The organism is Mesorhizobium sp. M0060 (genome assembly GCF_040323155.1).
Lineage (GTDB): Bacteria > Pseudomonadota > Alphaproteobacteria > Rhizobiales > Rhizobiaceae > Mesorhizobium.
In genome coordinates this window covers 1-15,637 of sequence record NZ_JAMYUP010000005.1, presented here as the reverse complement: position 1 = coordinate 15,637, position 15,637 = coordinate 1, and the positions used below count along the sequence as shown (strand labels likewise).

Below are 15,637 nucleotides of genomic sequence, written 5' to 3'. Positions count from 1 at the left end.
AATACTTGGCGGAGCTATGTCACAGCGCCGTTACCCCATAGCGTGGCGAATGGTCTTGGACAGGCGGCTCAGGAATGCCGGCCTCGACGATGCGTCGAGCTTCCACGACAGCACCGCCGTCGCCATTTTCCGCGGCAACACCCCAACCGACAGGAACCATGCGGCAAGGATGGCGCGCCGCCGCAAGGATGCGGTCATTTCGAGGCTGGCGACGGCGCCGGCCGCCCCGAGCGCCAGCCGGGAATCGTCGGCCACGGGGTGTCGGCCTCTGTCGGCGCAGAGCGACGCCAGCCGCTCTTCCAGGTGGACCGGATCGTGGCGGACGGCATCCGACGGCACGATGGTCAGGCCGATCCCCGAGGCCTGGTCCGACAGTGCCTGCATGCGGTGGAAATCGTGGGTTACCCGCCAGCGTGCCCGCTCAGCGAGCTTTTCACCGAAGACTGAATGGTTCGCACCATGGATCCGGTAAGCGCCGACGCATTCGTCGATGGACTGGACGTGCCCGTAAAGCGGCGCCAGCGTTGCAAGATAGCCGTCGGCGCCCTGGCGGAACTCCGGCTCCGGTATCGGCATGATCGATTCCAGCGTCGCCCGGTCAAAGGCCAGCCCACTGGTCACGGTCGTCTGATAGCGACCCTTGTGCAGCAGTTTCGGCATGACGTCGCCGCTGTCGAAAGGCAGTTCGAGTGGCGGAAAGACGTCCTTGATGTGTTGTCCTTCGTCGACGATGTGCAGTCTGGACTGCACCTGGGCGGTTGCCTCGTCCCAGGTGTCGACGATGGTGGAGACGGCGGTTGGGTAAAGATAATCGTCGGCGTCGAGGAACAGAACGATCTTGCCCGAACTTGCGGCAAAGCCGGTGTTGAACGCCGCCGCATGTCCGCCATTTTGCGCTCGCGGGCATGCGAGAATCTCGTCGCGATATGATTCCATGATTATCGTGGAATGGTCCTGCGATGCATCGTCGACGACGATGACTTCGACGTCCGCGTAGTCCTGCTCGAGGGCGCTGTCGATGCTGCGTTTGAGGAAACGCGCATAGTTGTAATTCGGGATAATGATGGATACCGGAATTCTCGGGACAGACTGCATCGCGTTTGACCTCGCATCTTGCTTTGGTTCGGCAAAGGCCCGCTCATGGGCCTGCCCCCTCTTCAAGCGCCCCTCTTGGCGCGCAACGAGTTCCCTGGGAAAAGGCTTGCGCTTTCCCCCAGGAGACAGGTCACGTTTCGCTTTGCGACATCGTACTGAGGCCGCCATTGCCTTCGAGGGCTGCCGCCATGGTCAGGGTCGGCGGCAGCAAAAGCTCCGACGGTTTCGGCCACGGTGATGCGCAACCGAGCACGACGGAAATGACTCGTCGTCGGTCGCGATCAGGTCGGGATCGAAGCGGACGGGCGCCTTGAAGGCATGGCGGATACTGACCTTCAAATGCGGCTGGAACAAGCCCCGCGCCAAAAATAGAGCCACTTCAGGTTGCGTTTCCGGCGGCATGCAGCGAAGGCCGGTGCTTTGCCCCGGAGCCGGCGAACCGGCTCCCGGGCCTTGTAGTCATGTGGCCCGAACAGTCAGGCGGCCTGCAGTCCTGGCCGCGACAGGTCGACTTCCTCCGGCAAGTCGCCGGCCATGGCGGCGGCAAACTTCGTCTGGTCGAGTTCCCCCTCCCAGCGCGCCACCACCACTGTCGCTACCGCGTTGCCGATGAAGTTGGTCAGCGCCCGGCATTCCGACATGAAGCGGTCGACACCGAGGATCAGCGCCATGCCGGCAACCGGCACCGTGGGTACGACCGAAAGCGTCGCCGCCAGCGTGATGAAGCCGGCGCCGGTGATGCCGGCGGCACCCTTGGAGCTCAGCATGGCGACCGCTAGCAGCAGGATCTGATCGCTGTAAGTGAGTGGCGTGTCGGTCGCCTGCGCGATGAACAGCGCGGCAAGCGTCATGTAGATGTTGGTGCCGTCGAGGTTGAAGGAATAGCCGGTCGGGATGACCAGGCCGACCACCGAGCGGTTGCAGCCGGCGCGCTCCATCTTGGCCATTAGGCCCGGCAGTGCCGCTTCCGAGGACGAGGTGCCGAGCACCAGCAGCAGCTCTTCCTTGATGTAGCGGATCAGCGCCAGGATCGAGAAGCCGTTGTAGCGGGCAACCGCGCCAAGCACCACCAGCACGAACAGCAGCGCGGTCAGGTAGAATGTACCGATCAGCATGGCGAGATTGGCGATCGAGCCGATGCCGTATTTGCCGATGGTGAAGGCCATGGCGCCGAAAGCGCCGATCGGCGCGGCCTTCATCAGGATGGCGACGAGGCGGAAGATCGGTGCGGTCAGCGCCTGCAGGAAATCGACCACCGGACGGCCGCGATCGCCGACCAGCGCCAGGGCGACACCGAACAGCACCGAGAAGAACAGCACCTGCAGGATGTCGCCCTGCGCGAAGGCGCCGGTGATGGTATCGGGGATGATGTTCATCAGGAAGCCGACGATGGTTGTGTCGTGCGCCTTCTCGGCGAAGGTCGCCACCTTGGTGGTGTCGAGCGTGGCCGGATTGATATGCATGCCAGCGCCGGGCTGGACGACATTGGAGACGACCAGGCCGACGACAAGCGCCAGCGTCGAGAACACCAGGAAATAGATCATCGCCTTGCCGGCGACGCGGCCGACCTTCTGCAGGTCGGAAACGCCGGCGATGCCGGTCGCCACCGTCAGGAAGATCACCGGCGCGATCACCATCTTCACCAATTTGATGAAGGCGTCGCCGAACGGCTTCATCGCCTCGCCGGTTTCCGGATAGAAATGGCCGAGCAGCACGCCGGCGGCGATCGCCGCCAGCACCTGCACGTAAAGATGCCGGTATAAGGGAAGTTTGCCGCGCGGCTCGGCGGCAGCGAATGCTGTCTGCATGACGTCCTCCATGGCGCCCCGATCGAAAGCTCGACTCCCCGGGGCAGTTGTTTTGACACCAGCAGCCTCGCGACTGCCGAATTCGTGTTTGCAACAGCCGTGCCAAATACGCAGAAGAGCTCTTCATCATTGATTTTGTTGAGCATTCGCGAACGTCCGCACTGCTGGACGCATGGACAAGTGCGAATCTCCGCATAGGTCGAATTGTGTTTTGTGCGAGTTCATGCACAAATGGGCGATGCTGCAACGCCCCGTCGGTGCCTTGTCTTCGATGCCCGAGCAACTCGCCAGGCGGGCACGCCGTGCCTGGCTGCTGTTTACGGCTATCGCCCTGCTGATCGTCACGGCAGCGCTCTACGGCGCCGGCCTCTACGGCCGCACAGCCGAGGTCGGGACCTTGGCGGCGCAGGGACGTACCGACGCCAATCTGAAGGTCGCGCTGCTGCGCGCCGTGCTCGAAAGCCCGCGCGCCCTGCCCCTGCTTTTGTCCGCAGACCAGCAAGTGCGTGACGCGCTGTCGCAGAAAAACGCCACGGCAATCGATGTGCTGAACCGCAAGCTTGAGGGGCTGGTTTCCGGCACCAAGGCGTCGGTGCTCTATGTCATCGGCACCGATGGACTGGCGATCGCCTCCAGCAACTGGCGCGAGCCGATCAGCTTCGTCGGCAATGACTACCGTTTTCGCGATTATTTCTCCGGCGCGATGCAGGCCGGAACCGCCGAGTATTTTGCGCTCGGCAATGTCAGCAAGCGTCCCGGCCTCTACATTTCGCGTCGCGTCGGCAATGCAGCCGCACCGCTCGGCGTCGTCGTCGTCAAGATGGAGTTCGACCAGCTCGAAGCCGACTGGCGCGAGGCGAACCGCCCGGCCTATGTCACCGACGAGAATGGCGTCGTACTGATCACCAGCGTGCCGTCCTGGCGCTTCATGACAACCGCGCCGCTGGCTGCACCTGAGCAAGCCGCGATCCGAGACAGCCAGCAGTTCGGCGACGCGCCGCTTGTTCCGTTGCCGATCATGCACCCGCAGGCGCTGAGTTCGGATGTGTCGGTCGTCCACGCGGTAACGCCCGGCGGCAGCGATGCGGAGTATCTGCGCCTTTCCGCGCCGGTCCCTTCGACCGCTTGGCAGCTCGACTATCTGGTCCCGGCCGAACCGCCGATTGCCGCTGCCGTCCGCGAAATGCGGCTTCTGGTGCTGGGTGTCGTCGTGCCGCTGCTCGGCCTGGCCGCGTATCTGTTGTGGCGCCGGCAGTCGGCGCAGATGCGGATTGCCGCCGAACAGGCGGCGCGCACCGAGCTCGAACGTCGCGTCGTCGAAAGGACCGAGGATCTGAGCCGCGCCCGCGACCGGCTGCAGGCCGAGATCACCGGCCACCGCAGCACGGAAGCCAAACTCCAGGTCGTGCAGCAGGATCTGGTTCAGGCCAACCGCCTCGCCATCCTCGGCCAGGTCGCCGCCGGCGTCGCTCATGAGATCAACCAGCCGGTCGCCACTATCCGCGCCTATGCCGACAATGCCCGCACCTTCCTCGACCGCAAGCAGACCGGGCCGGCCGAGGAAAACCTCGGCGCCATCGCAGCACTTACCGAACGTATCGGCTCAATCACCGAGGAACTGAAGGCATTTGCCCGCAAGGGCCGCACAGCCGCCGAGCCTGTCGAATTACGCGATGTCATCGAGGGCGCCGTCGTGCTGCTGAGAAGCCGCTTTGCCGGCCGGCTCGACGCATTGGCCATCGACCTGCCGCCGCCTGCCCTCAAGGTCATGGGCAATCGGGTCCGGCTCGAACAGGTGCTGATCAATCTCTTCCAGAACGCGCTGGAAGCGCTGGAAGGCCGCGACAACGCCAGGGTGCAGGTATCGGTCGAAGAGACCGCGGACGGCGTGACGGTCGGCGTGTCCGACAACGGACCCGGCATTCCGCCTGCGATCCTCAAATCGCTGTTCACGCCGTTCAACACCTCCAAGGAAAAAGGCCTCGGCCTGGGCCTCGTCATCTCGAAGGACATCGTCGCCGATTATGGCGGCCGCATCGATGTTTCGAGCGCTGACAGCGGCACCCGCTTCACCATCCATCTCTCAAAAGCAGCGTAATGGCAAAGGCATCATGACGAACGACAATGCCGCGCCGGTAATCCTCATCGATGACGACAGCGACCTCTTGAAGGCCACCGCACAGACCCTGGAGCTTGCCGGCTTTTCGGTCTCCGCCTTTGCGGTGGCGGCCGAGGCGCTGGCCAGGCTCGACGCCGGTTTTGCCGGCGTCGTGGTGTCGGATATCCGCATGCCGGAGATCGACGGCTTGCAGCTCTTCAATCGCATCCTGCGGCTGGATGCCGACATTCCGGTCATCCTCGTCACCGGGCATGGCGACATCGCCATGGCGGTCAAGGCGATCAAGGACGGCGCCTATGACTTCATCACAAAGCCCTTCGCCGCCGACCGGCTGGTGCAGAGCGTGCGCCGCGCAGCGGAAAAGCGCCGCCTGGTCATGGAGAACCGCGCCTTGCGCGAGGCGGCCGGAGAGGCGCAGGACGGCCTGCCGCTGATCGGCCAGACACCGGCGATGGAAAGGCTGCGCCGCACGCTGCGCCAGATCGCCGACACCGATGTCGACGTGCTGGTGACCGGCGAGACCGGCTCCGGCAAGGAGGTGGTGGCAAGCCTTTTGCACCGCTGGAGCCGCCGCGCCAGAGGCAATTTCGTCGCGCTGAATTGCGGCACGCTGCCGGAGACCGTCATCGAGAGCGAATTGTTCGGCCATGAGGCCGGCGCCTTCACCGGCGCGCAGAAGAAGCGGATCGGCCGCATCGAGCACGCCAGCGGCGGCACATTGTTCCTCGACGAGATCGAAAGCATGCCGGTCTCGACACAGGTGCAGATGCTGCGTGTGCTGGAGATGCGCGAGGTCACCCCGCTCGGCACCAACGAGTTGCGGCCGGTGGATCTGCGCGTCGTCGCCGCCGCCAAGGTCGATCTCGGCGATCCGCACCAGCGCGGCACGTTTCGCGAGGACCTCTACTACCGGCTCAACGTGGTGACGATTTCCATTCCGCCGCTGCGCGAGCGCCGCGACGACGTCGCCCTGCTGTTCTTCTATTTCGCCGAGCGCGCCGCCGCCCGCTTCCGCCGTCCGGTCCCGGCAGTGCCGGCCGCGGTGCATCGCCACCTCAGGGAGCATGACTGGCCGGGCAACGTGCGCGAACTGGCGCATTTCGCCGAGCGGCTTGTGCTTGGATTGGAGGAAGGCCTTGCGGCATCATCCCCTGCCCCGACCCAATCGAACACCGCCATGAAGCTGCCGGGGCGGCTGGAGCTTTACGAGGCCGACATCATCCGCGAGACGCTTGGCCGCAACGGGGGCGACGTCAGGCGCACGATCGAAGCGCTGGGGATTCCGCGCAAGACTTTTTACGACAAGCTCCAGCGCCACGGCATCGTGCGCAGCGATTTTTCCAGGTAACGATCTCGGCGCATCGACCGAGCGACTCGGCTATTTGGCGTCGTGGAAGATGATGCCGACGGTGTGGCGCATGCCGGAGCGAAGCCGGCTGACGCCGTGCCTGAGATTGACCCGGTAGCTGCCTTTGCTGCCCTGGACCGGACGGTTGTGGACCGCGAAGGCGACCGCATCGCCCTGGCGCAGCGGCACCACCTCGGCGCGGCTCTGCATGCGCGGGCGCTGCTCGGTCAGCACGAACTCGCCGCCGGTGAAATCCTTGCCTGGTTCGGATAACAGGATCGCGACCTGCAGCGGGAAGGCAAGATCGCCGTAGAGATCCTGATGCAGGCAATTGAAGTCGCCGGGAACATATTGCAGCAGGAGCGGCGTCGGCCGCGTCTGGCCCTGCTCATGGCATTGCTTGAGGAACGCGGCGTGTTCGTCGGGGTAGCGCTGCGCCATACCCATGCGCTCGTTCCAGTCGTTGGCGACCGCGGCGAGGCGCGGATAGAGCGCGGTTCGCAAGCCGCCGATCAAATCGGGCAAGGGATAGCGGAAATAGCGGTACTCGCCCTTGCCGAAGCCATGCCGCGCCATATGGACATGGCTGCGGAAATGTTGCTCCTGCGGGTAAAGGCCGGCGATCTCCCGGCATTCGTCCGGCGTCAGCAGCTTCTCCATCACCGCGCAGCCATAGCCGCTCAGCTCCTCGGCCAATGCCTGCCAATCATATGCCGCGACGCGCGTTTCGGCCGACCGGACCGCTGCTGCCGGAACAGTCGAATGGATGATCATGGGTTGCCTCCTGTGGCTTGCGTGCCTGTCATCAGAAATGGGTAAGCGACACGCGCAAACCACCCGTTTCCTGCCGAATGGCCACAAAGGGCTCGCATGGGCAACGGTTGCCGCCTGCCAATGTGGCCGCGTCACGCTGGGCATTACAGGCTCGCAGCGCTAGACTGATGGCAACCGTAAACGAGCTGCCTCTCCCATGATTGTCCAGACCTGCATCAATGGCGCTCGCAGCGCCGATTATCACCCGCAGCTGCCGCTTGATCCCGAAGCCATGGCGCGTGACGGTACCGCCTGCGTCGCCGCCGGCGCTGCCGAGCTGCATGCCCATGCGCGCGGGCTCGGCGGCCGCGAAAGCCTTGCGCTGGAGGCGATGGACCGCACCATGCTTGCGCTTCGCCGCGCCTGCCCGGGAACGCTGATCGGCGTGTCTACAGGCGCCTGGATCGAGAACGACGACCAGCGAACGCTTGCCGCGATCGCCGGCTGGAGCGAACTGCCCGACTATGCCTCGGTCAATCTGAGCGAAGACGCCGCGCCCGCCGTCATGGACCGCCTGCGGCAGCGCGGCATCGGCATCGAAGCCGGGCTCGCCTCGGCCGCCGATGCCGAGCGCCTGGTAAGCCTCGACCATGGCAAACGGGTGCTGCGCATCCTGATCGAAATCTCCGAGCAGGAGCCGGACGCGGCGCTGGCGATCTGCGACGATGTCGTCGCCGTGCTCGACGGCGCTGGGATGCGGCGAGCGATCCTGCTGCACGGCGCCGACGCCACGGTCTGGCCGTTCGTGCACAAGGCGGCGGAGCGTAACTGGTCGACACGCGTCGGGTTGGAAGACGGCAAGCAGCTCCCTGATGGAACGGTGGCATCCGGTAACGCCGCGCTGACAGCGGCAGCCGTCGCGATCTTCCAGACCAGCCGGTAGCGCGGGGAAAGGTTGATGACGGCCAAGGCACTGAAACTTTAAAGGTATGAAACAAAAACCCACCTCGGCGACCGGGAGCCCAGCGCGGTATGGCGCACGAAACTATCAGCCGCTGACGCTCCGGACAAAACGCAAAAAGCTCCGGCCTTCAAAGGTATCCGGAAAACAAAAAACCCGCCTCGGGGGGCGGGTCAGCGGCGCGAATCAGCACCATACCCAAATTAGTAGCATAGCTGCCGGCACAAAGCAAGAACAAAATGTGGCGACATCGACGAAGCTGCCAATTTCCCCCTGTGGGGGAGATGCGCAAGGGGGAGATCGCGGCTTCGCCGAAGCGACTGATCATGTCTTGCCTGAACGCACACAGGGAACGGGCACAGAGGGATGATATGGCTCTTGCCGTTGTTAAAAATTCCTCCTAGGGTATTTTCACATCAGAAAGAAAACTCCATCATTTCTTTCCATTTATGAAAGCCTGGGCGTTTGCGGGAACACCTCGATCAGACCGACCGGCGACTGGTCAAGCTGCTGTCGCAGGACGCGCAGCTTGGCGTCAATCGCCTCGCCGAGAAGATGGCGATCTCGGTGCCGACCGTGCGTATGCGGCTGCGCAACCTGCTCGACCGCAACCTGCTCAAGATCGTCGGGCTGCTCAACCTGACCGAACGTCCCGAGCTGATCTCGGCGATCGTCGGCATCAACGCGCAAGGGCGCGGCCGCGCCCGCGAGTTGGCGCAGCGCATCTCAGAACTGCCTTTTGTGAACTCGGCCGCTGTCGTCACCGGGCGCTTCGACATCATCGTCGACGTAACCGTGGCCGGCGATGTTGCCGATCTCTACCGCGTCACCAGCGAGTTGATCCCCGGCGCTGGCGAACCCGGCGAGGTCGTGCGCAGCGAGACCTTCGTCGTCATGGCCTCCTGCAACAAATGGGTCAGCCTGCCGGAAGGCTGCTGGTCGGACGAGACGCGAAAGGAAATGGCATGAAGATCGCGGTTCTCGGGGGGCTCGGCCTGCAAGGCCGGGCGGCGATCGCCGATCTCGTCGCCAGCGTCGGCGTCGAGCAAGTGGTCTGCGTCGATACCGCAACCGACGGCGCTGCGCGGCTTGGCGGCCTGACCGACCTTGCCCGGGTGCGTCTTGTCGTGCCGGAGGGCGCAATCGGCCCGGCATTGGCCGATGTGATGAAGGACGTCGACGCCGTCATCGACCTGTTGCCGCAGCCGTTGATGCGCGAGGCGGTGCAGGCGGCGATCGCGACGCGCACGCCGCTGGTCACCACCAATTACGGCAAGGCCATCGCCGATCTCGCGCCGGAAGCCGAAAAGGCCGGCGTTTCGATCGTGACCGAATGCGGGCTCGACCCCGGCATCGACCTTGTGCTCTACGCACGCGCCGCAAGCCAGTTCGACACTATCACCGCGATCGATTCCTACTGCGGCGGCATCCCCGAGCCGAAGGCGGTGGTCGAGCCGCTGTGCTACAAGGTGAGCTGGAACTTCGACATGGTTCTGATGAGCCAGAACCGCGACAGCGTGCTGGTCGAGGACGGCAAACGGGTCGATGTGCCGGCCGCCCGCCAGCACGACAATCGTTTCATCCACGAGATCGAGGTCGCGGGGCTCGGCGGGCTGGAAGCCTTCCCCAATGGCGACGCACCGCATTATGCCAGCATGCTCGCCGCCACCAAGGGGCTGCAGCGCTCCGGCCGCTATTCGCTGCGCTGGCCGGGCTGGTCGGCATTCTGGGCGCCGCTGAAGCAGCTCGGCTTCCTGTCCGAGGACAAGGTGCCCGGCATCGGTGCCAGCCCACGCGAATTTCTCGGCCGGCTGCTTGGCCCGCAACTGCAATACGGCGCCGACGAGAAGGATCTTTGCGTGATGCGCAATGTCTTTGTCGGCAGCGAAGGCGGCCGACGCAAGACCGTGACCTCGGAACTGGTCATCGAACGCGATCTCGCCACCGGCCTGTTCGGCATGAGCCTCGGCGTCGGCTATCCCGCTAGCATCGTGGCGCAGATGCTGGCGCGGCGCGAGATCGCCACGCCTGGCCTGCTCAACCCGCTGCTGCATGTGCCCGACGGCCGCTTCCTCGACGAACTGGCCAGGCGCGGCATCAAGGTCGCCGAAACGGTGAGCTGGGATTGAAAATTTTCGAACGGTGGTTGCCGCCGGCAACGGCGCTGCCGCTCAAAAAGCACCTCCAACGGGGTGAAACAACAAAGTGGAACGACAAACGACAACAAGGAGGAATGCCCAAATGAAGATTGCCAAGCTTTTCATCGCCGGTCTCGCGCTCGCCGGCCTCACAGCAGCCGCCAGTGCCGGAACGCTCGACGAAATCACCAAGCGCGGCGAGTTGCGCGTTGCCGTGCAGACGCAAGGACCTCCCTTCTCGCTGGTCGGCGCCGCCGGCGAGCGCACCGGCAGTTCGGTCGAACTCGCCGAATTGATGGCCAAGGAAATGGGCGTCAAGATCACCTTCCTCGACTTCGACTGGGACGGCCTGATCCCGGCGCTGCTGTCGGGCAAGGCCGATCTTCTGGTCGCCGACATGACGCCGACATTGGCGCGTGGCATGAAGGTCGCCTTCACCAGGCCTTACATGTACACGGGCAGCACCGTCTTCACCAAGGCTGGTACCGCCTTCAAGTCCACCGAGGACTGCAAGGCCAAGGGCACCAAGATCGCGGTGCTGCTCGGCGCCACCGGCGAGAAGGAAGCCAAGGCCGCCTTCCCCGATGCTGACATCAAGAGCTACAAAGGCGGCGGCCCGCTGCTGCTCGATGCCGTCAACAACGGCCAGGCCGATTGCGGCGTCAACGACGTCTCGGCGGTCAAGGGCCAGTCGACCGCCTACCCGGCCGGCAGCTTCACCATCATGCCGGACATGCTGTCGAAGGAGCCGCTTGCCTTCGCCACGCGCTATGACGAGCAGGACCTGCTGACCTGGATGAACCTGTTCCTCGACCAGGTCAGCCTCGACGGCCGCCTGCAGAAGAACCTGGATTACTGGGTCAATTCCGACGACTGGAAGAAAGACCACTAAGCAGCAAAAGAGTTTCGGACGGTTTCGCGCGCGCCTCGGCGTTCACGAAACCGCCCGAAGTCGCTTGTCCGCTAGAGGAACCCCGCCCAACAATGCTCGAAAACTTCAGCTTCCGCACCATCGTCGAATATCTGCCGTTGTTCGGGCAGGGCCTCGTCACGACCGTGTGGCTGTCTGCGCTCTCCTTTGCCGGCGCGCTCGCCGTCGGCATCGTGCTCGCCGCGATGAATTTGCAGCGCGGCCGGCTGTTTCGCGTTCCGGCCAAGGCCTATATCGACGCGGTGCGCGCCACGCCCTTGCTGGCACAGCTCTATTTCCTCTATTTCGGCCTGCCGCGGCTCGGCCTCATCCTGCCCGAGTTCGTCGTCGGCATTTTAGCGCTGTCGCTGAATAGCGGCGCCTATGTCGCCGAGATCATCCGCGCCGGCATCCTGTCGATCCCGCGCGGCCAGGTCGAGGCCGGCGTCGCCTCGGGGATGACCTATGTCCAGCGCATGCGCCTCGTCATCCTGCCGCAGGCGTTCAAAGTGACGATCCCGCCGCTGCTCGGCCAGGCGATCGTGCTGGTCAAGGATTCGGCGCTGCTGTCGCTGATCTCGGTCGCCGAACTGACGCGCGCCGGCCAGCTGCTCGCCTCAGACCGCTTCATGCCAGCGGAAGGTTTCATCACCATCGCCGCCTTCTACCTCCTGCTCTATTACGGGCTGAAGGGTCTGGCGGCACTCTCCGGGCGCTGGCTCGGCCTCGCGGGGGCACGGACATGATCTGGCAGCAGCTGCAAAGCATCGCCGGCAGCTATCCGCTCGCCTTGCGCGGTCTCGGCATGACCGTGGTGCTGTCGCTGATCAGCCTGGTGCTGGGCACGCTGCTCGGCTTTGGCCTCGGCATCCTGCGCACCGGCGGCAACCGGCTGATCAGCGGCGCGATCGGCGCCTGGGTCGACCTGATCCGCGGCACGCCGTTCCTGGTGCAGATCTTCCTGATCTTCTTCATCCTGCCGGAACTCGGCATCGAGCTCGATGCCTTCACCGCCGGCATCATCGCGCTGACCAATCTGGCCGCCTGCTTCATCTGCGAGATCGTCGTCGCCGGCATCCGCTCGGTGCCGACCGGCCAGGTCGAAGCGGCGCTCGCGTCCGGCCTGTCGCGCTGGCAGCGCATGCGCCAGGTGGTGCTGCCGCAGGCGATGCGCATCGTGCTGCCGCCGCTGGTCGGGCAATATGTGCTGCTGATCAAGGATTCCTCGGTCGTCTCGGCCATCGGCCTGACCGACCTCACCCGCGTCGGCTGGCTGGTGGTGCAGCGTGTACCCAATGGGCTGCTGGTCTTCTTCCTCGTCGGCCTCGGTTACTTCATCGTCTGCTACCCCCTGATCATGCTGGCCCGCCGGCTGGAGCAACGCATGGGCGCGGCCCATGGCGAGGTGCAATTGTGACGAATCCCAGCAAAAATGGCACTGGCATGATCGAATTTCGCGGCGTCAACAAATGGTTCGGCCAGCTCAACGTGCTGAAGGAAATTACGCTCAGCGTCGAGCCGCGCGAAGTGGTCGTCGTCTGCGGGCCGAGCGGCTCGGGCAAGAGCACCTTGATCCGCTGCATCAACGGCCTGGAGACGATCCGCGACGGCGACCTGGTGGTCGACGGCCAGCGCCTCGGCGACGCCGCCACCAACATGACACGGCTGCGCACCGAGATCGGCTTCGTCTTCCAGTCGTTCAACCTCTACCCGCACAAGACCGCGCTCGAGAACGTCACGCTGGCGCCGATCCATGTGCGCAAGATCCCGCGCATAGAAGCCGAGAAGGCCGGGCGCGAGTTGCTCGCCAAGGTCGGCCTCGCCGACAAGGTGAACGCCTATCCGGCGCAGCTGTCCGGCGGCCAGCAGCAGCGCGTGGCGATCGCCCGCTGCCTCGGCATGCGCCCCAAGATCATGCTGTTCGACGAGCCGACCTCGGCGCTCGACCCCGAGATGATCTCGGAAGTGCTCGACGTCATGGTCGCGGTCGCCGAGGAAGGCATGACCATGATGGTGGTGACGCACGAAATGGGCTTTGCCCGCAAGGTCGCGCAGCGCGTGGTGTTCATGGATGCCGGCGCCATCGTCGAGAGCGGCACGCCCGAGGAGTTCTTCTCCAACCCGAAGACCGACCGCAGCCGCGCCTTCCTCAGCAAGATCCTGCGGCATTGACAGCAGCGACAATACGCACCGAACCTGCCGTCGCCTTTGCGCCGAGGTTGCGCTCGAGCCTACAATGAATCATCCGCAGCGGCGCACTATGGCGACACACCGAGCGCGCGCAGTGCCTTGCCTGCCGCGACATATTCGATGAAGTCGTGGGGGCAGTCGCGTACCGCAAGCCGGTACCGCCGCAAGGCTTCATCGTCACGGCCGTCGAGCCGGTAAAACTCCGCGACATAGAGATTGGCCTCGCATAGATTTCCGCGTTTCTTGGCCGGGACGGGATCGTCGGCTGCGGCCAACGCTGCTTCGGGCGTCTGTTCGCCAAGAAACATGCGAACCAGCGGCGCCGGCCATCTGGCCATGTCGAGCCTGCTGGCTGCCTGCCGCAAATGGCTCGCGCCACCACTGCGCCGCTCAGCCAGATCCGCCCAGATCGCAAAATAGGCATTGTCGGGCGCAAGTTCCGCCGCCGCGGCAAGGTCGGCTTGCGCCTTGGCCGGTTCGCGATCGTAGAAGTAGTAGATTCCCCTGCTTCCATAAGGGTTGACATAGGTCGGATCGAGCGTGATCGCCTGGCTGTAGTCGGCGACGGCGCGCTCTGCATCACCCTTTGCGCCCCAGGAAATGGCCCGGTTGTTGTAAGCGTAGGGGTGTTGGGGATCGAGGCTGATCGTCTCGTCGAAATCGGCGATGGCGCGGTCGAACTCGCCCATCCTGTTGAAGACGAAGCCGCGGTTGTTGTAGGCTTGGAAATATGCCGGATCGAACTCGATGGCGTGGCTGTAGTCGGCGATGGCGCGAGTGTCGTCGCCCTTATGAGCCCAGGCGCGGCCTCTGTTGTAGTAGGTCTCAGCTTTTCCTGGATCGAGCTCGATCGCCCGATCGAAGTCACTGATGGCGCTGTCGTTCTCGCCCTTGTCGAGCCATATCTGTCCGCGCTCGTTGTAGGCATCGATGTCGTCCGGATCGAGAGCGATGGCGTTGTCATAGTCTGCAATAGCCCGGTCATCGTCACCGCTGTCAGTCCAGGCGATTGCCCGGCCGTGGTAAGCGATGGCGCGACTGCCCGGGCTTCGCGTCCTGTCCTCGATGATCCGCGTGCAGGCGGCGATCCGCTGTAAGCCTGCAGCAGCGCCACCGCAATCGTCGCTATCCTCGGTCAGTGCGGGAGCACAAAGCGCAAGCAGCACGATGAGACCGGCCAGCACCCGCCGCCCTCCTTGATTCAACCGTTCGATTAGCCGCCCATCAAACATCAGCAGAATTTGATCACAATTATAGGTTGTTGGCCTCATGCCAACTTGATCAAACAAATCTTTGTTCTTCGCAAGTCATCCCCGCAAAGAAATGGTCAAGTCGAGCCCGTCACGCAGCTGAGGCGCCTGTACTCTGGATTAGCCCGTAGGTGCGCTTTCCGGCGGATCTGGCCGGGTCGGGAGGCTGACGGAGCGTGGCGCCGAAGCCTCAGCTGCGCCCCTGTTCCATTTCGATTGAATGGAAATGGGGCTCTATCTTGCTGTTTGACCGCGATCTTATCCGCAAACCGGTTTCCACTTTTCGGGATCATGGTTCTAGAGCGGCCGCGGCCGGCGTCGTCAGCCGAACGTCGCCAGAGGCTCGGCGCTGATCTCAACCCACATCGGTGTCGATCCGGTAATGGACGGTGGTGCCGCAATCCGGGCAGAAGCTGTAGATGACGCGGCCGCCCTCGTCGCCAAATCTTGCGCCGGGTTAACGTCCGCTCTGGGCCTAAGATCTGCCGAAGCGTTCAGCCGACCAAGCGGCAGCAATGGGTGGATTGTGTTGAAAAAGTCCGGGTTGCAGCAGTCCTGAAGCACTGATTCAATCTTCGTCGTAAGAGGAGATTGAGTCGATGATGGGCGAGCAAAGTGTGATGCAGGAGGAGCTGTTCTACGGCTTCAGCCTGGAGCGGCATGTGCCGGCGGATCACCTGCTCAGAGCGATCGACCACTTCGTCGACCTGTCCGCCATCCGCCAGCATCTGGCGCCCTTCTACAGCTCGATCGGCCGTCCCTCGATCGACCCTGAGCTGCTGATCCGCATGCTGATCGTCGGCTATTGCTTCGGCATCCGCTCGGAGCGCCGGCTGTGCGAGGAGGTACATCTGAACCTGGCCTATCGGTGGTTCTGCCGGCTTGGTCTCGAGGGTGATGTGCCTGACCACTCAACCTTCTCCAAGACCCGCCACGGCCGCTTCCGCGATGCCGACCTGCTCCGCGAACTGTTCGAGACCGTCGTCCGGCGCTGCATAGCTGAAGGGCTCGTCGGCGGCGAAGGCTTTGCGGTCGATGCCAGCATGATCGTCGCCGACGCCCATC

Annotated in this window: 14 protein-coding genes; 10 read left to right on the top strand and 4 right to left on the bottom strand. The window is 64.0% G+C overall.

The genetic code is table 11. The features are described 5' to 3' along the window. Positions 1–30 precede the first annotated feature (30 nt). Both NKJ94_RS07050 and NKJ94_RS07045 read right to left on the bottom strand, forming a co-directional pair. Positions 31–1,095: a glycosyltransferase family 2 protein gene (locus tag NKJ94_RS07050; RefSeq protein WP_352523886.1), complete on the bottom strand. Its 1,065-nt coding sequence runs from the start codon at positions 1,093–1,095 to the stop codon at positions 31–33. Positions 1,096–1,571: 476 nt separating this feature from the next. Next, complete coding sequence (locus NKJ94_RS07045) at positions 1,572–2,903, bottom strand: dicarboxylate/amino acid:cation symporter (RefSeq protein ID WP_352523885.1); 1,332 nt, start codon at positions 2,901–2,903, stop codon at positions 1,572–1,574. A 238-nt stretch (positions 2,904–3,141) separates the two neighbouring features. Between NKJ94_RS07045 and NKJ94_RS07040 the strand changes: the two genes are divergently transcribed. Both NKJ94_RS07040 and NKJ94_RS07035 read left to right on the top strand, forming a co-directional pair. Beyond that, positions 3,142–5,001 carry a sensor histidine kinase gene (locus tag NKJ94_RS07040; protein ID WP_352523884.1) on the top strand — a complete coding sequence of 620 codons (1,860 nt, stop codon included), beginning with the start codon at positions 3,142–3,144 and terminating at the stop codon, positions 4,999–5,001. A gap of 13 nt (positions 5,002–5,014) precedes the next feature. Beyond that, a complete protein-coding gene (locus tag NKJ94_RS07035) occupies positions 5,015–6,370 on the top strand; it encodes a sigma-54-dependent transcriptional regulator (protein WP_352523883.1) in 1,356 nt (451 codons plus the stop codon). A 30-nt stretch (positions 6,371–6,400) separates the two neighbouring features. On the opposite strand, the gene NKJ94_RS07030 is transcribed toward NKJ94_RS07035, so the two are convergent. Then, on the bottom strand, positions 6,401–7,144 hold the full coding sequence (locus NKJ94_RS07030; protein ID WP_352523882.1) for a 2OG-Fe(II) oxygenase: 744 nt from the start codon (positions 7,142–7,144) through the stop codon (positions 6,401–6,403). Positions 7,145–7,340: 196 nt separating this feature from the next. Here NKJ94_RS07030 and NKJ94_RS07025 point away from each other — a divergent pair, with 196 nt between their 5' ends. The 7 genes from NKJ94_RS07025 to NKJ94_RS06995 all read left to right on the top strand — a co-directional run bounded on the left by NKJ94_RS07025 (position 7,341) and on the right by NKJ94_RS06995 (position 13,304). Next, positions 7,341–8,066, top strand: coding sequence for a 3-keto-5-aminohexanoate cleavage protein (locus NKJ94_RS07025; protein WP_352523881.1), 726 nt, complete (start codon positions 7,341–7,343; stop codon positions 8,064–8,066). A gap of 483 nt (positions 8,067–8,549) precedes the next feature. Further along, positions 8,550–9,053, top strand: coding sequence for an Lrp/AsnC family transcriptional regulator (locus NKJ94_RS07020; RefSeq protein ID WP_023677254.1), 504 nt, complete (start codon positions 8,550–8,552; stop codon positions 9,051–9,053). Next, complete coding sequence (locus NKJ94_RS07015; RefSeq protein WP_352523880.1) at positions 9,050–10,213, top strand: saccharopine dehydrogenase family protein; 1,164 nt, start codon at positions 9,050–9,052, stop codon at positions 10,211–10,213. The genes NKJ94_RS07020 and NKJ94_RS07015 overlap by 4 nt, the downstream gene beginning before the upstream one ends. Before the next feature lie 112 nt (positions 10,214–10,325). Further along, complete coding sequence (locus NKJ94_RS07010) at positions 10,326–11,114, top strand: ABC transporter substrate-binding protein (protein ID WP_352523879.1); 789 nt, start codon at positions 10,326–10,328, stop codon at positions 11,112–11,114. Positions 11,115–11,206: 92 nt separating this feature from the next. Beyond that, positions 11,207–11,878, top strand: a complete 672-nt coding sequence (locus NKJ94_RS07005; protein WP_352523878.1) for an amino acid ABC transporter permease — start codon at positions 11,207–11,209, stop codon at positions 11,876–11,878. Beyond that, a complete protein-coding gene (locus NKJ94_RS07000) occupies positions 11,875–12,549 on the top strand; it encodes an amino acid ABC transporter permease (RefSeq protein WP_023677250.1) in 675 nt (224 codons plus the stop codon). The genes NKJ94_RS07005 and NKJ94_RS07000 overlap by 4 nt, the downstream gene beginning before the upstream one ends. A gap of 26 nt (positions 12,550–12,575) precedes the next feature. Then, positions 12,576–13,304, top strand: a complete 729-nt coding sequence (locus NKJ94_RS06995; RefSeq protein ID WP_352523877.1) for an amino acid ABC transporter ATP-binding protein — start codon at positions 12,576–12,578, stop codon at positions 13,302–13,304. 86 nt (positions 13,305–13,390) lie between these two features. On the opposite strand, the gene NKJ94_RS06990 is transcribed toward NKJ94_RS06995, so the two are convergent. Next, complete coding sequence (locus NKJ94_RS06990) at positions 13,391–14,506, bottom strand: tetratricopeptide repeat protein (protein ID WP_352523875.1); 1,116 nt, start codon at positions 14,504–14,506, stop codon at positions 13,391–13,393. Positions 14,507–15,171: 665 nt separating this feature from the next. Between NKJ94_RS06990 and NKJ94_RS06985 the strand changes: the two genes are divergently transcribed. Next, positions 15,172–15,637: transposase (locus tag NKJ94_RS06985; protein WP_352523873.1), on the top strand; the 466-nt coding region annotated here is incomplete at its 3' end.

What these genes read in the sequence shown, in the direction of transcription:
- NKJ94_RS07050 (WP_352523886.1), bottom strand. Translation starts at nt 1,095, where the DNA reads ATGCAGTCTGTCCCGAGAATTCCGGTATCCATCATTATCCCGAATTAC.
- NKJ94_RS07045 (WP_352523885.1), bottom strand. Translation starts at nt 2,903, where the DNA reads ATGCAGACAGCATTCGCTGCCGCCGAGCCGCGCGGCAAACTTCCCTTA.
- NKJ94_RS07040 (WP_352523884.1), top strand. Translation starts at nt 3,142, where the DNA reads ATGCTGCAACGCCCCGTCGGTGCCTTGTCTTCGATGCCCGAGCAACTC.
- NKJ94_RS07035 (WP_352523883.1), top strand. Translation starts at nt 5,015, where the DNA reads ATGACGAACGACAATGCCGCGCCGGTAATCCTCATCGATGACGACAGC.
- NKJ94_RS07030 (WP_352523882.1), bottom strand. Translation starts at nt 7,144, where the DNA reads ATGATCATCCATTCGACTGTTCCGGCAGCAGCGGTCCGGTCGGCCGAA.
- NKJ94_RS07025 (WP_352523881.1), top strand. Translation starts at nt 7,341, where the DNA reads ATGATTGTCCAGACCTGCATCAATGGCGCTCGCAGCGCCGATTATCAC.
- NKJ94_RS07015 (WP_352523880.1), top strand. Translation starts at nt 9,050, where the DNA reads ATGAAGATCGCGGTTCTCGGGGGGCTCGGCCTGCAAGGCCGGGCGGCG.
- NKJ94_RS07010 (WP_352523879.1), top strand. Translation starts at nt 10,326, where the DNA reads ATGAAGATTGCCAAGCTTTTCATCGCCGGTCTCGCGCTCGCCGGCCTC.
- NKJ94_RS07005 (WP_352523878.1), top strand. Translation starts at nt 11,207, where the DNA reads ATGCTCGAAAACTTCAGCTTCCGCACCATCGTCGAATATCTGCCGTTG.
- NKJ94_RS07000 (WP_023677250.1), top strand. Translation starts at nt 11,875, where the DNA reads ATGATCTGGCAGCAGCTGCAAAGCATCGCCGGCAGCTATCCGCTCGCC.
- NKJ94_RS06995 (WP_352523877.1), top strand. Translation starts at nt 12,576, where the DNA reads ATGATCGAATTTCGCGGCGTCAACAAATGGTTCGGCCAGCTCAACGTG.